The sequence below is a fragment of the Colwellia sp. 6_MG-2023 genome (assembly GCF_030547765.1).
Taxonomy (GTDB): Bacteria; Pseudomonadota; Gammaproteobacteria; order Enterobacterales; family Alteromonadaceae; genus Colwellia.
Genome location: NZ_JAUOPP010000021.1, coordinates 48,402 through 67,672 on the forward strand (window position 1 = coordinate 48,402; position 19,271 = coordinate 67,672).

At 36.7% G+C, this 19,271-nt stretch carries 13 protein-coding genes; 8 read left to right on the forward strand and 5 right to left on the reverse strand.

Annotation, left to right across the window (positions count from 1 at the left end):
• Window positions 1-52 precede the first annotated feature (52 nt).
• Window positions 53-2,179: a TonB-dependent siderophore receptor gene (locus tag Q4503_RS13630; RefSeq protein WP_303602599.1), complete on the reverse strand. Its 2,127-nt coding sequence runs from the start codon at window positions 2,177-2,179 to the stop codon at window positions 53-55.
• A 239-nt stretch (window positions 2,180-2,418) separates the two neighbouring features.
• On the opposite strand from Q4503_RS13630, the gene Q4503_RS13635 reads away from it, so the two are divergent.
• Window positions 2,419-4,095, forward strand: coding sequence for an esterase family protein (locus Q4503_RS13635; RefSeq protein ID WP_303602600.1), 1,677 nt, complete (start codon window positions 2,419-2,421; stop codon window positions 4,093-4,095).
• 489 nt (window positions 4,096-4,584) lie between these two features.
• Window positions 4,585-5,634 (forward strand): hypothetical protein, encoded by a 1,050-nt coding sequence (locus Q4503_RS13640; RefSeq protein WP_215972119.1) that lies wholly within the window; start codon window positions 4,585-4,587, stop codon window positions 5,632-5,634.
• A 44-nt stretch (window positions 5,635-5,678) separates the two neighbouring features.
• On the opposite strand, the gene Q4503_RS13645 is transcribed toward Q4503_RS13640, so the two are convergent.
• On the reverse strand, window positions 5,679-6,590 hold the full coding sequence (locus Q4503_RS13645; protein WP_215972120.1) for a LysR family transcriptional regulator: 912 nt from the start codon (window positions 6,588-6,590) through the stop codon (window positions 5,679-5,681).
• Window positions 6,591-6,765: 175 nt separating this feature from the next.
• Between Q4503_RS13645 and Q4503_RS13650 the strand changes: the two genes are divergently transcribed.
• From Q4503_RS13650 to Q4503_RS13660, 3 genes are all read left to right on the forward strand, one after another.
• Window positions 6,766-7,452: a type 1 glutamine amidotransferase domain-containing protein gene (locus Q4503_RS13650; RefSeq protein ID WP_215972121.1), complete on the forward strand. Its 687-nt coding sequence runs from the start codon at window positions 6,766-6,768 to the stop codon at window positions 7,450-7,452.
• A 76-nt stretch (window positions 7,453-7,528) separates the two neighbouring features.
• Window positions 7,529-8,698, forward strand: a complete 1,170-nt coding sequence (locus Q4503_RS13655) for an iron-containing alcohol dehydrogenase (RefSeq protein WP_303602601.1) — start codon at window positions 7,529-7,531, stop codon at window positions 8,696-8,698.
• An 18-nt stretch (window positions 8,699-8,716) separates the two neighbouring features.
• Window positions 8,717-9,757, forward strand: a complete 1,041-nt coding sequence (locus Q4503_RS13660; protein ID WP_303602602.1) for an NADP-dependent oxidoreductase — start codon at window positions 8,717-8,719, stop codon at window positions 9,755-9,757.
• 249 nt (window positions 9,758-10,006) lie between these two features.
• Here Q4503_RS13660 and Q4503_RS13665 read toward each other — a convergent pair whose 3' ends face one another.
• Window positions 10,007-11,995: an oleate hydratase gene (locus Q4503_RS13665; RefSeq protein WP_303602603.1), complete on the reverse strand. Its 1,989-nt coding sequence runs from the start codon at window positions 11,993-11,995 to the stop codon at window positions 10,007-10,009.
• A 223-nt stretch (window positions 11,996-12,218) separates the two neighbouring features.
• On the opposite strand from Q4503_RS13665, the gene Q4503_RS13670 reads away from it, so the two are divergent.
• Both Q4503_RS13670 and Q4503_RS13675 read left to right on the forward strand, forming a co-directional pair.
• Window positions 12,219-12,773, forward strand: coding sequence for a DsrE family protein (locus Q4503_RS13670; RefSeq protein ID WP_303602604.1), 555 nt, complete (start codon window positions 12,219-12,221; stop codon window positions 12,771-12,773).
• Between the two features lie 130 nt (window positions 12,774-12,903).
• Window positions 12,904-14,598 carry an alkaline phosphatase gene (locus Q4503_RS13675; RefSeq protein ID WP_303602605.1) on the forward strand — a complete coding sequence of 565 codons (1,695 nt, stop codon included), beginning with the start codon at window positions 12,904-12,906 and terminating at the stop codon, window positions 14,596-14,598.
• A gap of 227 nt (window positions 14,599-14,825) precedes the next feature.
• Here the strand turns inward: Q4503_RS13675 and Q4503_RS13680 are convergent, their stop codons facing one another.
• Window positions 14,826-17,195 carry a TonB-dependent receptor gene (locus tag Q4503_RS13680; RefSeq protein ID WP_303602606.1) on the reverse strand — a complete coding sequence of 790 codons (2,370 nt, stop codon included), beginning with the start codon at window positions 17,193-17,195 and terminating at the stop codon, window positions 14,826-14,828.
• A 265-nt stretch (window positions 17,196-17,460) separates the two neighbouring features.
• On the reverse strand, window positions 17,461-17,985 hold the full coding sequence (locus Q4503_RS13685) for a M48 family metallopeptidase (protein ID WP_303602607.1): 525 nt from the start codon (window positions 17,983-17,985) through the stop codon (window positions 17,461-17,463).
• A 508-nt stretch (window positions 17,986-18,493) separates the two neighbouring features.
• Between Q4503_RS13685 and Q4503_RS13690 the strand changes: the two genes are divergently transcribed.
• Entirely contained in the window at window positions 18,494-19,177 is a 684-nt protein-coding gene (locus Q4503_RS13690) for a DUF4145 domain-containing protein (RefSeq protein ID WP_303602608.1), read from the forward strand.
• Window positions 19,178-19,271: the final 94 nt, after the last annotated feature.

Consider the following 19,271-nt stretch of genomic DNA (forward strand, 5'->3'; position numbering starts at 1 on the left):
GTATCTATATTGTATAAAACGACATAGTTATTTATTTGTTAAATAAATAGTGTTAGAAATCCATTTTTACTTTCACAGCAAATGTTCTGGGTTCACCAATGCGTAAACCACCATATGAATCACTATTTGCCCAATATTCTTTATCAAATAAATTATCTATCGTCGCGATAACGGTAAGGTCTTTTTCAGCTAACTTTGTACTGTAACTCGCACCACCATAAAAAATAGTATAGGAAGGCAATTCCCAAGTATTGTTTGAATCTACCGTGGTTACACCATGGTATTTTCCACCTAAGTTTACTGTTAGCCCTGGAATAGCAGCAACATTGTAATTAGTTTGTAGGGTGAACTGTTGTTTAGGTGCACCTGCAACATTGTTACCTTCAATTGGCTCACTTGTTTTGTCATATTCAGCACTCAATAGCATAAAATCACCATACAGTGATAAATTCTCAGAGAACTCTAATGCACCACTAAATTCTAATCCTTGGTAAAGACTTATTCCGTCTTGAATTAAATAATTGTCATTGGTAACAAGAGTCGCACCGCGTTCAATACGAAATAGTGCAGAGGTAATAGACCAGCCATCTCCAGCAGTTTTAAGACCAAGCTCATACTGAGAGCTCTCTAGCGGTGGAAGTAATTCGTCAGCATTGGCATAATCTTCACTAACAACACCTGTTTTACCTTCAAAAGATTCTACATAGCTCATGTAGTAAGAAGTATTTTCACTGGGTTTGTAGATTAATGCCACTGTTGGGCTAACGGCTGAATCATTTAAATCATCATGTGAAGAAAAATAGTCACTGGCTCTATGTTCAATTTTGTTTGATCTAATACCAACCAGCACTTCCCACTGTTTTGTTATCGATATAAAGTCACTGATGAACATAGACGTTTGTGTATCGGACCAAGCCATTTGTATATCTTTTTCTAAATCAGCGCTGTAGGTTTTAACCTCAACAGGGTTATATAAATTGTCAACAGCATAACCTCGAGTTACTAAACGACCGTAAATACCGCCGTCATTTCGGTATGTTATTGCTTTTTGATGAGACGCTCCAATAACTAGGTTATGACTAATATTACCGGTATTGATTTTACCCGTAAGTAACCCTTGGAATTGATCATATTCAACATCAAAATATTGCTCATATAAGCTAATACTGATATCGCCATCGCTATTTAATATGCTGTCTAAGTTTTTAACCCAACGAGTTTCATTTTTAGAATGATCATAATCAATGCTAGCATGCCAGTTGTCATTGATTTCCCATTTTAAACTTGTTAGCGCTATTAAATTTTCGTAACGGTCAAAGGTACCTTCGGCAGCAAGATTATGTGTGCCATTGACTGGTTTAGGTAAAGAGTCATCGCTGTCTAAACCATTACTAAATTGAGTCCATGAGTTTTCAACTAATCGGTCATTAGATATAATATCTACTGTCCAATATAAAGAGTCGGTTAGTTGAGCATCAAACGCTAATGATACTGTTTCACGATCTATCGAGCCACCATCTAAATAAGTATCACCTTTTTCTTTAACCAAATTAACACGTAAGCCGTAATCGTCGTTATCACCTATGCGAGTACTGGCATCAAGATGTCCACTGAAAACACTATCACTACGCATTCCTACATTAACGCTAATAGCATCATCAGTTGCTTTTTTAGTGACATAATTAATTATGCCTCCGGGTGCAGCCATACCGTACATAAAACCAGTCGCACCTTTTATTAAGGTTACTTGCTCAAAAGCTTCGTATGGCAATTCACCACTAAAACTGTTAATAGACATACCATTAACTTTAAAGCTTTGCGTGTAATCTAAATTTAAACCACGTACGCGCACTGTATTACCAAAGGCACTATAGGCGCTGCCATCTACAGAAACGGAAGCTTCACGACTGAATAAACTGTCTAAAGTATTTACCTGACGAATCTCCATATCTTGTAGTGAAATAACATCAACAGAGAATGGCGTGTCAAGTAGGGATCTATTACCTAAAGCACCACCATTATTTTCTTCACTAAGTTCGGTCAGCTTGTGACCAACAACGTTGATTACTTCTATTTTTTTTTCAGTTTCTTCAGAAGCTAGAACAGAAGAGCAGTTTACTGATAATACTGCCGCACAGGCCACAGCAACTTTATTTAACCGTAAGTTATTAGTTTTCATTTAGAATTCCATTATATTTTAGAAAAATGATCAAAGGCAAAGCATGATTATTAATCGATAAGGTTTGCCAAATTGTTATTGGGGTTCAATCGTTGCGAATACTAACCTAAATGATAATGATTGTTAATAGCGTTAATGAGAAAAATGGGTTATTATTCATTTTTTTCACATGCTTAGTATATTTTTATTGTGATTCCGTTAAATAACTAATCGAAAATCAAGGTAAAAAGGGGTAATTAATGATAAGTAAAGAAGTGTTTGTTAAGGGAGCTAAACTGGGTGGACTTGGAACTATGTGTCTAATATCTTTAATTCAATTTTCGGTATTGAGTGCTGAAATAACTTCATCAGCTTTATCAAACTTAACGGTTAGTAATGCTTTAACAGGTAGATTTAATGACACTCAGAGTAAAAAAAATGAACTCAATCAAAACTTTAAAACGATAAAAATAATCGTACCCTGTGAAAAAGGAGACTATCTAACGGGATATATTGAGAATAGTCACCCTATAACGGTTGATGTTATTAATGCAAAGGGTGATTTATCAAGACGTTTAATTGATAACAAAAATGGGAAACAAGATTTTTATTCAGTCGCTAAAAATTGTGATGAAATATGGCATATATCAGGCTCTGGTTCATACCATATTGTGCTTGAAAATCGTATTAGCTTAAAAGAACAAATCCCTGATGACCAAAGTAAGATTTTAAGTCCGGTAATATCGTCATTAAATGATGAGCTTCGAAAAGGGCAAAGTACTGAGAATTTTTGGAAAATGATAGAGAGAACAGGGACGCCATTGATTGAAAATACACCTAACGGAACTTTGATGACTTTTTTGGCAAGAGGTTCGTACAAAAATGTTAAACTTATTGGGGCGCCTTCTAACAATCATGAGTCCCTACAAAGGCTTGCTAATTCTGATACCTGGTATAAAAGTTTTATTGTACCTGACAATACTCATTTATCTTATCAAATAGCCCCTGATGTGCCGCAACCGCCACTAACTGGTTTTGCTCGTCGAGTTGCTATAAAAGCTGTGGCTCAGGTTGATCCGTACAACCATTACCCTTGGTCATCTTCGGGTTTTGACAAGTTTAGTACGAAATCAACTATCACTCTTGAAGGTGCGCCTAAAAACCCTATGATCGATTCAACAGAAATAAAGCCAAAAGGGACATTTTCTCAATTTTATTTTACGAGCAGTACCTTAGCGAATACTCGCGAGATAACTATTTATTCTCCTCTAATGACTAAGAAAAATAAAAAGGATGCTGTACTGCTATATATTTTTGATGCGCAGGCTTACATAGAATTGGTCAACTTGCCAACAATACTCGATAATTTAATGGCAGAAGGCGCTATTCCTCCTGTTATTACCGTTTTTATCAGTAATCCTGATCGTGAAGCTCGTGCTCGTGAATTGCCAGCTAATAGCATATTTGCTGATGTTTTGGCTAATGAACTTATTCCTCAAATAAAGCAGAGGTTACCAATGATAATACCAAAAGAAAAAACGGTTATTGCTGGCTCTAGTTATGGTGGATTAGCAGCAACGACGATAGCATTACGTCATCCTGAGATATTTGGCAATGTTATCTCTATGTCAGGGTCATTTTGGTGGAGTCCCAAAGCTCAGACTGAAAATGATAAACATTTTGTAGCTTCTGAAGTCATAGCGATGGATAAAAAAGCAGTTCGTTTATTCTTAAGCGCAGGTTTATTTGAAAACTCTCGTGGCGTTGGTGATGGAATTTTAGAGACTAATCGCCATTTACGTGATGTTTTATTAGCAAAAGGCTACGAAACTCATTATCAAGAATACGGTGCTGGGCATGATTATTTTTCTTGGCGAGGGGTTATAGCAGATGGTTTAATATCTCTTTTTGCTACCAATAAACTCAGAGAAAAATAGAATAAATAATGTAACCTAAGGTATGATTTTTCATGTTACCCCTTAAGTTATTGACCTAACTTGGTTATTAATGTTTAGAAAGGCACTACATCGAGGTAGCTTCTTAGCATATTTATTCACTATAGCCGTTCTGCTTGAAAATGTTGTTAATTACATTTGCATTATCTCTATTCAAGTGGAACGGTTTTACAATCAATAGCATTATAGAATGAGAGAATATTCATAGCTGCCCAGTTGGGTTGTTAGTATTGTAAATTATTGAAATATAGTGCATACCCCTCCTTTTTCATCACTTTTTGGCTTGGTGGTTTTTTTTGTCATAAATCTTTCTTTTAAAGCTTATATGATTGCGTTGTTAACGGTTTTATTAAAATAATTTTATATTGATGAATAATTTATTTTAATTTTGTGGTCTAGGTAAGAAATTAAAACGTATTACCTGTCAATTGCGATAAAAATAATGACAAGCTGAACTGATGAGTTACCTATATGAAAATCATTCAATTATTTAATGGTGAGTTTTCTGCTGAAAATGCGCCCAAAGCACAACTTGATAATGGCAGTTTTTGCATACCACAGCATTATCTTAAATATCGACACACGTTAGCGAGTGTAGAGGAGCTAATTTTAAAAATAAGTTATTGCGATAGATATCCCATATTTGTTTCAGAAGATAATCAAGGGATTTATATACAAGTTGGTATCATCGGCGCCGATAACTACAAAGGTAATAATTATGAAAGTCACTCTATTCTTCATCAGAATCAGAAATCAAGTGATGGCGTTTCAGCAGTAAAAGATAAAAAACTTAAAATAATGTATGGGCGTAAATGGCGAGTAGAACCTAAATTACCTAGTGCTGAAATAATACAAACCGCTTTTCTTGCGATAAAAAAGGTGAGAGAGCATGAAGTAAGAGAGCTATTTCGTTTAAAAGCGTTTAACAAAACAACAACACCATTAAATTGTCATCATGATGTGACTATGTTGATTAATAGCCAAGAAATTAGAAGTAAAGAGACTGAAATTTCATGGTTAGAACTACAACAAGAGCTGGATAATTTGCGCTATGAACAAGCTAAGTTTCAGGTAATTAATATTGAAAACCGACATGAAAAATATTGGATACTTGAATTAAAAGTATGTCTTGAGGCTTCAAGTCACTTAGATGAAATAGAGCATGATCAACTTATTGTGTTAATCATTAATAAACTCACCTTTAATAATGTTTGTTATCAATTAATGGCAGAGCTAATTCGATTAAGTGATAGGCATGTAGACGAAAACTTTATGTTTTCTTGCGTTCCTCGTTTTAGTCAAAAAAATGATATAAAAGCGATTGCTAAAATATCAGCTAATACACGTGAACTTCACAAATCAGCAGAAAAGTCGGACTTTGAAGAAGATTGGCGTAAAGAAAATTATCAAGTGGACTTAGCCCGAGTTCCACAATTAAATACCAGCGTATTTTCAGAGCGGATTAGAAACATATTAAATTCGTTTAATGGTATTGAAGGAATATTACCAGAGAATACTTAATGACTTTACGTATTCTCTGGTGCTATGTATAACGGAGTATACCTTTAGGCTGTTGTTATACTTATTTGACTTGTGAAATATTCTTTTAAATAATTAAGCAGTAACCTAAGCTTTTTCGAATTAGCTGTGCCTGGAGGAAATACGCCATACACATTAATATCACTAAGTTGGTAATCATCCAGTACTGTTTCTAATGTGCCTGCTTTTATTTTTGGTAACGCATCATAAGTAGGTATCCGGCCTAAACCATGTCCTGCTTCAACGAAAGAAGTTCGTGCAGCAGCATTATTGGTACTAATGCTGCCTTTTGTCGTAATGCTGAATGAACGACTACCTTTAGTTAACGTAACTACACCTGACGTTAGCTTGTAAATGATCCATTGATGATTACTTAAATCGGCAGGGTTTTTTGGTCGGCCATACTGAAGGAAATACTCAGGAGCACCACACAAACACGTTTGTAATGTGGCTAATTTACTTGCTTGCAAACCAGAATCAAGTAAAGGCGCGCCACGAATAGCTAAATCAATGCCTTCTTTCATAATGTTAACAACTTCATCTGTTAGCATTACATCAAGTGATATTTTAGGATAGATTTTTTTAAATTCATTTAGTGCCGGTACAACGGTTTGTAAACCAATATTCACCGGACACGTTATTTTAAGTAGCCCAATAGGCTCATTTTTAAAATTCTCTATTTGTTGATTAGCTGCACTCGCTTGTTCAGAAATTATACGACAGCGTTCATAATATCCTTGGCCTGCTTCGGTAAGATTAATGGATCGGGTAGAGCGGTTAAGTAATTTTACTTCTAGTTGTGCTTCAAGCTTTTTTAAATGATAACTGACCACTGCTCGGGATAAGCCTAGGTGTTTTGCCGCAGCACTTAAACTTCCTTGTTCAATAACTTGTGCAAATACAACCATACTTTTGAGCTGTTCAAATGATATATCCATAAACCCCTCTAATAAAAACTTTTTAATTATTGTATCAATTATTGATACAAAGTTGTTAGTTTTATCTGCATTGTTCACTTGGAGGCTGAAGCATATACTAGCTGTATTGAAAATGAATAAACAATTGTAAGAGACTTACATACTTCTAAGTATATAGATAAAAGGATAAATAAGAATGACTAAAAAAATATTGATGGTACTTACTTCGCACGATGAACTAGGCAACACAGGTAATAAAACAGGCTTTTGGGTTGAAGAGTTTGCTGCTCCTTATTATGCTTTTATCGATGCCGGCGTTGAAGTAACGTTAGCTACACCTCTAGGTGGACAAGCACCTATTGATCCAACAAGTACATTAGCCGACTTTCAAACTGCAGCAACAGAGCGTTATGATGCTGACTCTGAGGCACAAGCTAAAATTGCCACAACAGTAAAACTAGCTTCAGTGAGTGCGGCAGATTTTGATGGTGTTTTTTATCCTGGGGGGCATGGCCCATTATGGGATCTTACTGATAATACTGACTCTATCACTTTAATTGAAAACTTTTTAAATGCAGAGAAAGCTGTTGCAACTGTTTGTCATGCAAGTACTGCCTTATTAAATGTAAAAGATGTGTCAGATAATTTTGTTATAAAAGGCAAAGCTGTAACAGGTTTCACTAATAGTGAAGAAGCAGCAGTTCAGTTAACAGATGTTGTACCATTCTTACTAGAAGATGAACTGATTAAGCGTGGTGCTGAATATCAAAAAGCGCAAGATTTTCATCCCTTTGCTGTACAAGATGGCTTAATTATTACTGGGCAAAACCCAGCTAGTTCAGCATTAGCTGCAGAAAAATTACTCACTCATCTTTCAGCTTAAATAAATTACTTCGTTTAGCTAAGTTATTTAACTAATTAACTTAGCTAAATCGTTACAGACAAATACAGGACTATATATGTTAAATTTTAATTTTCAAAATCCAACAAAAATTAACTTTGGCGAAGGCCAAATCAAGGTTATTTCAAAAGAAATCCCTTTAAATGCAAGAGTATTAGTGGTTTATGGTGGTGGTTCCATTAAAGGTAATGGCGTATATCAACAAGTTGTTAATGCGCTTACTGAGCATACTTGGTTTGAGTTTTCAGGAATTGAACCAAACCCAACGTACGATACCTTGATGAAAGCACAAGATATCATTAAAGCCGAAAAAATTGATTATTTATTGGCGGTAGGTGGCGGCTCTGTAGTTGATGGCGCAAAATTTATTGCTGCCGCGGCTTTGTATGAAGGGGATACTGAAGGAAATGATCCTTGGGATATTCTAGCGAAACAAGCAACTATCACTAAAGCCTTACCGCTTGGGGCAATATTAACATTACCGGCTACAGGCTCAGAAAGTAATGGTAACTCTGTAGTGACTCGAGATGGCAATAAACTACCTTTTGCTAGCCCTTTAGTTCGTCCATTATTTGCAGTACTAGATCCAACAGTCACCTTGTCGTTATCAGATCGCCAAATTAGTAATGGTGTGGTTGATGCTTTTGTTCACACAATTGAGCAGTATTTAACTTACAGTGTTAATGGCAAGGTGCAAGATCGCTTTAGTGAAGGTTTGTTGCAAACGCTAATTGAAGAAGGCCCTAAAGCTTTAGCAGCTGAAACGAAAGATGATTTAGAAGTCAGAGCCAATATTATGTGGTCTGCAACCATGGCATTAAATGGCTTAATAGGTGCGGGTGTACCACAAGATTGGTCAACACATATGATTGGGCACGAATTAACTGGTGCTTTTGGTATTGATCATGCGCGGACATTATCTATTGTGTTACCGGCAGTGATGAAGGTTTGTAAAGAAAAAAAACGTGAAAAATTACTGCAATATGCATCGCGCGTGTGGGGAGTAAATAAAGGTGATGAAAACACACGTATTGACCAAGCAATACAATTAACTGAAGCATTCTTCGAAAAAATGCAAGTGCCTACACGTTTATCTGATGTCGAGCTTGGTAGTAAAGATATTGATTTATTAGTTGAGCGATTAGAACAACACGGCATGACCGCGTTAGGTGAACATAGCGATATTACGTTAGACATAAGCCGTGAAATTTTAACTCAAGCACTATAAAAGATAATAGGAAGTAATATGACTCAAACAACGGATATAAATCGTCAAATGCTCTTGGCATCAAGACCTTTTGGTGCCCCAGTGAGCGAAAATTTTAACCTAGTAACGAGTGAAAAGCCGACACCTAAAGCAAATGAAGTATTGCTTCGTACCGTGTTTCTTTCATTAGACCCATACATGCGTGGCCGTATGAATGATGCGAAATCATATGCCGAGCCAGTTGGTATTAATGAAGTAATGGTTGGGGGCAGTGTTTGTCGAGTAGAAGAATCAAACCATGCTGATTATAAAAAAGGCGATTGGGTTGTCGCTTTTGGTGGCTGGCAAGATTATAGTGTTATCAATGGCAGTGAATTACTTAAACTTGACAATAATATGGTCAACCCATCATATGCATTAGGTGTTTTAGGTATGCCAGGGTTAACAGCCTATATGGGGCTACTTGATATTGGCCAACCTAAAGCAGGTGAAACTGTTGTCGTTGCTGCAGCAACAGGTGCAGTAGGAAGCTTAGTTGGACAAATAGCCAAATTGAAAGGCTGTAAAGTTATTGGTATTGCCGGTGGCGATACTAAATGTAAATATGCGGTTGATACCTTAGGCTTTGATGCTTGTTTAGATCATTATTCAGATGATTTAGCTGAACAACTAGCGACAGCTTGTTCATCAGGTATTGATGTTTACTTTGAGAATGTTGGCGGAAAAGTATTTGATGCTGTTATGCCATTATTAAATAGCTCAGCCCGTATCCCTTTATGTGGCCTTATATCACAATATAATGCGACTGAATTACCAAGTGGTCCTGACAGATTGTCATTATTAATGGGCACATTGTTAATTAAGCGTATTAAAATGCAAGGCTTTATCGTGTTTGATGACTATGGCCATCGTTATAATGAATTTAGCGAACAAATGGCTAAATGGTTAACAGCTGGTGACATCAAATATAAAGAGCAAATGGTTGAGGGACTTGAAAATTCAGTTAATGCATTTATCGGCTTATTAAAAGGCGATAATTTTGGTAAGTTAGTTGTACGCGTTGGCCCAGATAGTCTTTGAATTTAGCATGATGTAGATATTGCGTCGGGGTATTGGCGGTATTATTTTACCTGCTCAGTTGTCATGATGAGTGTTAGCTATTTTGTATCGTATTGTTCATCAGTGTGGGGGGGCAAAAGTTACCTTCATGAAAATAGCTAATCGCTAGTTATTATCGCCAACGTTTTACTCAGTTTATGAGCTAAACGTTGGCGTAATTTTCTAATGACAACAAAGAAAAAGTTAAACTTATAATAAGTTGAGCTCTGCTTACTTCGTTTTCGTTATAAAGCTATCTCTAAGTGAGCTTATCCAACCACCAAGCTTGTGCATTACCGTATTACCTTTGCCGAGCAGTTCATTCATTTCTTCTTCAAAATGCCATTGTTTTTTCTCTTCAGGCTCTGGTAGTGGAGGTAAGATGTGAGCAAAATACGTTTTATCCAGTAACCTATGCAACAAACGCTCACCAAAGAAAGGCTTGCCACTGTTAAGTGCTCTTGCGCCTTTGATCATGTTACGAATATCATATTGCGTAGGGCTAATATCTGGCACTTGCTTAGGAATATTCAATAGCTTATACACGCCAACACGCGCACTTCTAATGGATGTTTCCATAGTAAAGATAACGTCGTTGCGCGTTTCAACAAACTGACCAACAAAGCCTAAATTAGTACAACCTTCTGGCACAGGTTTTGGTCTATCGCCTGACGCACGAGTCATAAATTGCGCAGTAATGTAAGGCATTAATGCAGTACGAATTTTAGTGTTGGCAATCACTTCATCAAGTTGCTCAACAATACCAAGGTGAAAACAAAGCTCCTCAAGAATTTCTCTACCAGTACATTCAGCCATGGTTTTTTTAACTCGATTGCCTTTCTTATCCATAAGTAAACCGTAAACCCATATCACTAATAAGTCGTCAGGTTGCTCTGGATAATGTGGTTGGCGATTACAAGTAACACTCAATAACCAGTTTGAATCCGTCATGGTAATAATACCGCCTGTTGCAGCTCGGCCAGAATAAAGATCGTTAGCGGCTAATGTTTGTAATTTATCAACCAGCGGTGACGGTTTACATGTTAGCGTAGCTGACTCCCAAATAGACTGTTCAACATTGCCACAAAACTTATCAGGTTTACCAAATACCGGCGATTTTACCGCTAAGTTTTTCCATAAATCCCAACCGCTATTTTTACCGGGATCATCGTTTTCACAAGTAAGAACAGGAACGCTGTCCATATCACCATAAGCAGTTTGTTCAGTCATGGAGCCATTAAGAGCAAAGACTAAATCTTGTGGTGCCACTGCAATTTGTTGTTCTTTACCATCAATAACGGTTTTGATAGCTGTCACTGTTTTTTTATCGCCTGTGAAATTGATATCAAGATCATGTGCACAAGTATTAAACTGAAACGTAACGCCTTTATCACGTAAGTACTTTTGCAGTGGTTTAATAAAGGTGTCGTATTGATTGTACTTAGGAAACACTAAAGTAGACATATCACCAAAGCCATCAATAGCGTCAAGGAAACGATGTAAATACAGTTTCATTTCTAACAAGCTATGACAGTTTTTAAAGGCAAACATAGTGCGGAATAAAAACCAAAAATTAGTCTTTAAAAAACCTTCACTGAAATACTCTTCAATGCTGATGTCGTCTAATGTATCTTTACGTTTTAGTATGAGGCGGAGCACTTCCCACTGTTGAGACTTACTTAGTCCAAAGTCCTTATCATCTAAAATCTCACCGCTTGTTTTAATTAACCGTGCTTTAGAGTAATTAGGATCGTTGTCGTTAATGAGGCGATATTCGTCAAGTACAGAATAACCTTCTGGTAGTTCAAGTGCAGGTATTTCTTGGAATATATCCCACAAGGTATCATAGTTCCAAGTCATTTCACGGCCACCGCGAATTATGTAGCCGTTTTCTGGATCTCCAGAACCATCCATAGAGCCGCCAGCAACATCCATTTCTTCTAAAATGGTAATGTTTTTACCTGGCATATGACCGTCACGAATAAGGTAAAATGCAGCGGCAAGTCCACCAACGCCACCACCGATGATCCAAGCTTTACGTTTTTCTACATCCGGAGTAGGTAAAGGTTTATGACGAGAATAAGGAGAAATATAGTCACAAGGTGGCAATGTATTTAATTTTTGGTGATGCCAAAAATCTTTAGTTGCATCAGGTTCATGTTCAAATCCCTCTGGTGCCGTTGTTGGAATATCAAATCGGGAATTCATTTTTATAGACATAACGCGTTCCTTTTATAAACGAGTGTTGTGCAGAAAGTATGATTTTTTGCTTAAACTAATCATGCTCCCACCAAACAGTAAATATATTGTGATAGATCAATCTATTGACGTTTATTTAAAAACTTATAATTTCGCGTAAAGACTGTAGATTTAGATGATAAGAATGGTAATTGCTACTTTTTTATATCAATATAATACTCAACGTATTTTAAAGGTGAATGAAATGAAATTTATTGATTTGATTAAAGTGAAATATTTAGTGGCGGTAGTATTAATGTGTACGGCTGGCTCTTCGTTTTCCGGCAGTGAGGCATTTAAACCAGGCACACAAATAAAAGAATTTGGTAAGATTGCATCGGTTGATACTACAGTTGCAATACCTAAAAACACAAAGTTTAAGATTGTATTTGATGTTGCCACAACGGGAGATGCAGGTACCGTTAATCGTAAATTTGATAGTTTAGCGCGATTTATTAACATGCACGTAGCTAACGGTGTTAACCCTGAAAATATTGATTTGGCGTTGGTTGTGCACGGTAAGGCAACACTTGACGTACAAAATGCAGCAGCTGTTCAGGCAAAGCAACTTGGTGAGAATAAGAACATACCGTTATTACAAAGCTTGCTCGATAACAATGTAAAAATTTACCTATGTGGTCAGTCAGCTGCTTTTTACGATGTTAAAACTGCAGATCTTTACCCTGGAGTTGATATGGCACTTTCTGCTATGACTGCTAATGCTTTGTTACAACAACAAGGCTACACTTTAAACCCTTAGTGTTTGCAATTGTACATTATGATAACTCTGCAACATAATTGTCATTGAAACTTCTTTTTCTATTTATAAAAATGAAATATTTAAGCAGTAAAGTGTGAAGTTACTGTTTAAACATTTTATTAAGTAAATTATGTCAAATACCTCCCGTCGTAAATTTTTAAAACTAACCACAGGTTTATCAGCTGGCAGTGTGCTTGCACTAACCGTATCTACTTCGTTAACTGGCTGCGCTATATTACAGAAAGAATCGTTAAGCAAAGTTGAATTTAACCATGGCGTTGCCAGTGGTGATCCGCTAAGCAATGCCCTTATTATATGGACTCGTGTTCAAAGTAAAGAGGCGAGTGCTGTCGTTGCATGGGAACTTGCTAGTGATGCTGATTTCAAAAATATTATTAGAAATGGACTTGAGAATACAGATAAGAGTCGTGATTTTACCATCAAGATAGATGTGCAAAATTTACAAGCTAACACTGAATATTTTTACCGTTTTGTTGGTTTAGACTCTGTAAGCCCTGTCGGTCGTGGTAAAACATTACCGGTTGATAATATTGAACAAGTTAAAATGGTAGTGGTGTCTTGTTCAAACTATCCTGCTGGTTATTTTAATGCTTATTCTGATGCAGCAAAACAAGAAGACTTAGATGTAGTGTTACATTTAGGTGATTATATTTATGAATATCCAATGGGCGGTTATGCCACGGACAATGCAGAAAAAATAGGTAGACAATTAGCCGCCGACAATAGCGATGAAATCATTAGCTTAAGTGATTATCGTAAACGCTATGCCATATATCGAACAGATAAAGGTTTGCAGGCGCTACATGCCGCGGCACCATTTATTGTAGTTTGGGATGATCATGAAATCAGTAATGACACCTATAAAAGTGGCGCAGAAAATCACAGTGCAAATGAAGGTGACTTTTTTAAACGCCGCGCTGCAGCAATTCAAGCGTATTATGAGTGGTTACCTATTCGTCCTCCTATGGGGGAGCAAAATCCACAAATTTACCGTACTTTCGATTTTGGTAATTTACTTAGCTTACACATGTTAGACACGCGTGTTATTGCAAGAGATAAGCAATTGTCTTACAGCGATTATCGAAATAAAAATAGTAAAGAAATGGATATTGCTAAATTTTCCAAAGATCTTAATAACCCCGAAAGACACTTACTTGGTAAAACCCAATTAAACTGGTTAACATCTGCAGTTGATAAGTCAAAAGCAAAGTGGCAAGTGTTAGGTCAGCAAGTTTTAATGACTAAAATGTGGCTGCCAACGGAAATTTTTTCACAAGCCGATCGCAATAATATTCCTGCGGTAGTGGCTGAACTCGGCGCGATAAAACAAGACGTTTTAAATAACAAAGCGGTGACGGATGAACAGCTTGCTAGGGTTAATAGCCTTATGCCTTATAATTTAGATGCGTGGGATGGTTATCCAGCAGAGCGAGAAGCTTTGTACAATAATGTATCTGCGTTAAACAAAAAGTTGATAGTCGTTGCCGGTGATACCCATAATGCATGGCATGGCACATTAAAAGATGCCAAAGGTAATATCGTTGGTGCTGAATTTGCCACGCCGGGAGTAACATCACCTGGTATGGAAAGTTATTTATCGATCGACACAGAACAAGCGCAAAAAATGGCAGAGGGCTTATCTCTATTGATCAATGACCTAGAGTATTGTGATTTATCACAGCGTGGTTATATGCTTGTTACCTTAACTAAGGAAGAAGTAAAAGCTGACTGGCGTTATGTTGATAATATCATGTCAACGCAATACAACATCGTTAATCCAACACAAAGCATTTATAAAGCTTAAGCGCTAAACATAAGTTACGCTAAACGGATTAAATGGTCCGAACGATAGGTAACGATAATATAAAAGTAGGGCGGTTACGTTATTGCGTAACCGCTTTTTTATTTGCTTAGTTTGTAAGTATATAGAGGAAATCAAGCTGAAGTGAAATGTAGACAATAAAAAAGCCACAATAAAAGTGGCTTAATTAATTATTTTAGGAGTATAAGTTGTTTACTGCTGGTTAGTGGTTATAAGCCCGCAGTACCAAAGTTCATGGTAAACTCAACACCAAACATACGAGGTGCACCCGCTACGAAAGTAGGGTTGCCAAATCCACCACCAGTATTCCCCGCATCAACTAAATATTCTTCATCAAGAAGGTTGTTAGCATATAAGCTTACAGACCAATTTGCATTACTCGCGATACCAACACGGGCACTCATTAAACCAAATGCTTCTTGGCTGATGTCTAAGCCAGATATTGGGGCATTTTCAGGCTCAAAGAATACTTCTGTACGGTAGCTGTATATTAATGAACTCGTTAGGCTTAAGGAGTTTGATATTTCAGTACCGTAGAACACACCTGTACTAAATGTCCATTCAGGCTGTAATCTAAAAGTATTACCCGCTAATTGGCCATTGTTACTGTCATCGTCAATTTCTGCATCAAGGAAAGCCGTGTTTGCAAATACTTCAAATTCATCGCTAAGTAAGGCTCTTACTTCGGCTTCAAAACCAATATTAGTTGCAGAGCCAGCATCAGCAGAATAAGCAACGCCTTCTTCATCTTGTAAAGTCACTTGGAAGTTTGAATACTCTTGGTAAAACATTGCCACAGAGTAATCCACGCGGTTTTGTAATGCTTTACCTTTAATCCCTGTTTCGTAGTTCCAAATAACCTCTGCAGGTACTTCGCTAACCGAGATAGCAGCATCACCTTGTGCAGTAGACATTGAGCTAACTTCTAATACTTCAGAACGTCTGCCTTTTGAAATAGTTGCATATACGTTAGTTGTCGGATTAATTTCATATAATGCATTAAAGCGTGGTAACCAGTCGTCATAATCGGCTTCTGCGTAGAAAACTTCACCGCCAGTATCAACTGTGAATAATGCCGCACCGGTTAATACACTGTTAGGTGCGTCTGACTGATAACCACTGCGTTTTTCTTCTTTTACATAACGTAAACCAGCAGTTAGCTCTAATGCGTTAGTGGCACGGTAACTAACATCAGCAAAGGCTGAATAGGCAGTATTTTCACCATAGTTAGTAAATTCAAGCGAATAAGGAAGTAGCGTTGCGGCTCCTTCTGTTAAATATGGCGTTAATACGTTAACACTACCATCTGTATTAATACAAGGTAAGTCACTTCCTAATAAACCAAGACAATTTAAGAATACCGACTCTTCTGTACTAAATGGCACTGCTTGACTGCCGTCTTCATCAAAGTAGCTAGCACCAAAAATAGTCGTGAAGTCACCCGTTGTATAAACAGCACGTAATTCTTGGCTAAATTGATCGCCTTCAGCGGCTTCTGCAAATTCTAGAAACCAAGCTTGTGTGCCGTCACCGTCGAAAACTTCTAACGAATCAAAGCTACGTTGCGCCGTAATTGACGTAACGGTTAGGTTGTCGTTTACATCCCAGTTAACGGTCAGGTTTAGGTCGTTAACGGTACGTTCTACCCCTAAATCTTCTTTACCAAATACATCTTTAGAAAGCGGTGAACCTGATAATTCTACAAAACTGTATGGGCTAGTGTCACCACCCGTTGGTGCGTATAAACCATTTTTAAATGAGGTACCAGAGTCATCATTTTTTTCATAGGTGTATACAAGATCAATCGTTACGTCGTTGTTTGGGGTAATGCGTAGAGATGGACGATAAGAAACATGATCAAGTGCATGCATGTCTTCTTGAACGAATCCGCCAGCACTTTGTGAATCATCATTACCCGCTATATTTTCAATAAAGCCGTCACGAGTACGGGAAGTAAAGGCAAAGCGACCTTGTACTAGATTGCTACCGCCGGTAACAAAACCACTTAAGTTTTTAGCGGAAAAGTTACCAACCGAGGCTTTAATTTGTGCGGAAAAGTCTTGTTCAGGTTTACGAGTAGCAACACTGATTGCACCAACAGAAGCGGCAGTACCAAACAAGGTTGCTTGTGGCCCCTTTACAACTTCAATGCCTTCAATATCAAATAGTTCAAAGTATGAGCCTCGTGAACGAGAAACATCTACACCATTATAGTATACAGAAACGCGTGATGATGATTGTGAAGAGCCACTGTCTGAGGTTATGCCGCGAATAACAAACCCTGGATTGTTTGGGCTTTGCTCTTGAATAACAAGCCCAGGGGTGATGTCTGATAATGCATCTAATTCACCAATGCCAACACTTTCCAAAAAATCACCATCATAAGCCGTTATTGTTACAGGTACATCTTGAATTGATTGCGCACGTTTTTGTGCAACAACCACAACTTCTTCCAAAGATTTTTCTATTTCTTTTTCAGCTTGCTGTGCTGCATAACTATTTACTGATGTAATACATAACATCGCTAACGATAGTTTTGTTAGTTTAAATAAAGGTTGAGAGATATCTTTACTTGTCATTTTTAATTCCGATTAAAGTGGTTTTTTTAAGTCGAAAGGAGAGTAACCAAGTAATGCGAATTTTTTGCGTCGAAATAATGACAAATTTATGAAAATATATTTCAATTTTATGAATTGGTGTTGAGTTTATTTCTATATTAGTCCTTAATACATAAAGAAAAAAACTAAAAACTTAAGGGAGGGGGCTATCCACAGGGCAATTATTTATTGTGAGTGACTCAAAAGCTAACACCTTTTGTTAACGAAATTTTCTAATTGATGATAATTAGTAAATAGGACCTTTTAATTCGAGTTGAGTTAGATATAAACGCATCTCAAATTCTAACTGATGGTAGTCTGGCAGCATATGTTGGCACAATTGATAAAATGCTTTATCGTGTGGCTTGACCCTGATGTGAGCTAACTCATGAACAACGATCATTTCTAAGAACGCTTCAGGAGCCGTTTTGAAAATATCGCTAATTCGTATTTCATTCTTACTTTTTAATTTACTCCCCTGAACTCTTGAAATAAATGTATGCAAGCCCAAAGCATTATTTACAACATGTATTTTTTTATCGTAAATAACTTTACTTAATGGGGGGGACTTTCGTAAATGAGTATTCTTTAAATTCATGACATATTCACGAAGCATTTTATCGTTGTTAATATGATGTATTTGAGGATGCTTCTGAAGTAAAAAATTACCTAATGTATCTTTTTCGATCATCGTGCTGATTTGATCTTGTACTTCACTTGAATATGCAGATAAATACTGTAATGGCGCTGGTTTAACTGTTGAGGATGGCATTTTTAGCTTAGATAATCGAATAAAGAAAATTGTACCTTACTTATTTTTATTCTGATAGTGATAAAATCTCAAGTTGAAAAGACAAACAAAAGATACTGTTTTAACGTATCTGGCCTTACACAACAAAAAACATAAAGCCAGTGAGAAGCTTGTAGGCATCATCGCTGTCTTAATACACCAAATTCGATTTAATAACGCAATTTTGTGTGGAAAATGAGCATTAATATGCTCACTTTCCACATAGGTAATCTTATAATTTATTGATTTTTAATATTTAATTTTTTAAGCACTGCGTCATACTCAGCACAAAATAACTGAGTATGACGCAGTGCTTAGTTTCTACAAACTTAATGTTTAAAATAAAACCACCTATTTTACTATAAAGCTTTGACAGGTAATGATTTAATTATTATTGTTTTGTTATTCTTTTATTTCATAATCCGTTACTATCGTGAATTATGGATAATATACTGTTATGCATTAATCGTAATCTACCCTAGGAGATCCAATGTCATTTTCATGGACTTGTCCATTTTGCAACCATAAAGCAACTATTACTAGTGATAACCAAAGCTGTAAGATGCACCAATTTAAAGGTGGAAACAAGCATGGCTTTCAAGCCGTCAAAGTTAATATAATTTGTTGCCCAAATGATGAGTGTATGGAATATACCTTAGATATATCCTTACATGATCACGTTGAAACAGGTAGTGGCTACAAGCATGAAGCGAAAAGGAATTGGAGTTTAATCCCTCAATCACAAGCTAAAGTATTTCCTCCGTATGTGCCTGAGGCAATTGTTACTGATTACACTGAGGCTTGTGCTATTCAGCATTTGTCAGCTAAATCATCTGCAACTCTTGCTCGACGTTGTATCCAAGGAATGATTAGAGACTTTTGGTCTGTAAAAAAAGGGCGTTTAATTGACGAGATAAATGCCATAGAAGAAAAAGTTGATCCAATGACTTGGGCTGCAATAGATGCAATAAGAAAAATTGGTAATATTGGTGCTCACATGGAAAAAGACATCAATATCATCATAGATGTGGAACCTCAAGAAGCAAACTTGCTAATAGGTTTGATAGAAACACTTATTAATGATTGGTATGTTGTTAGAGAAGAGAGAAAAATAAGGCTTGAAGCAATTGTTGGTCTAGCTGAGCAAAAGCATGAAGCTAGAAAAAATGCATAACAAGAACTTTAAACGGAATAAAAACAGTTGGTTATCGCTCCGCGATTTTAACCAACCATTTTTATCCGCTTAAGTTGGCGTTAACTGAGAAGGA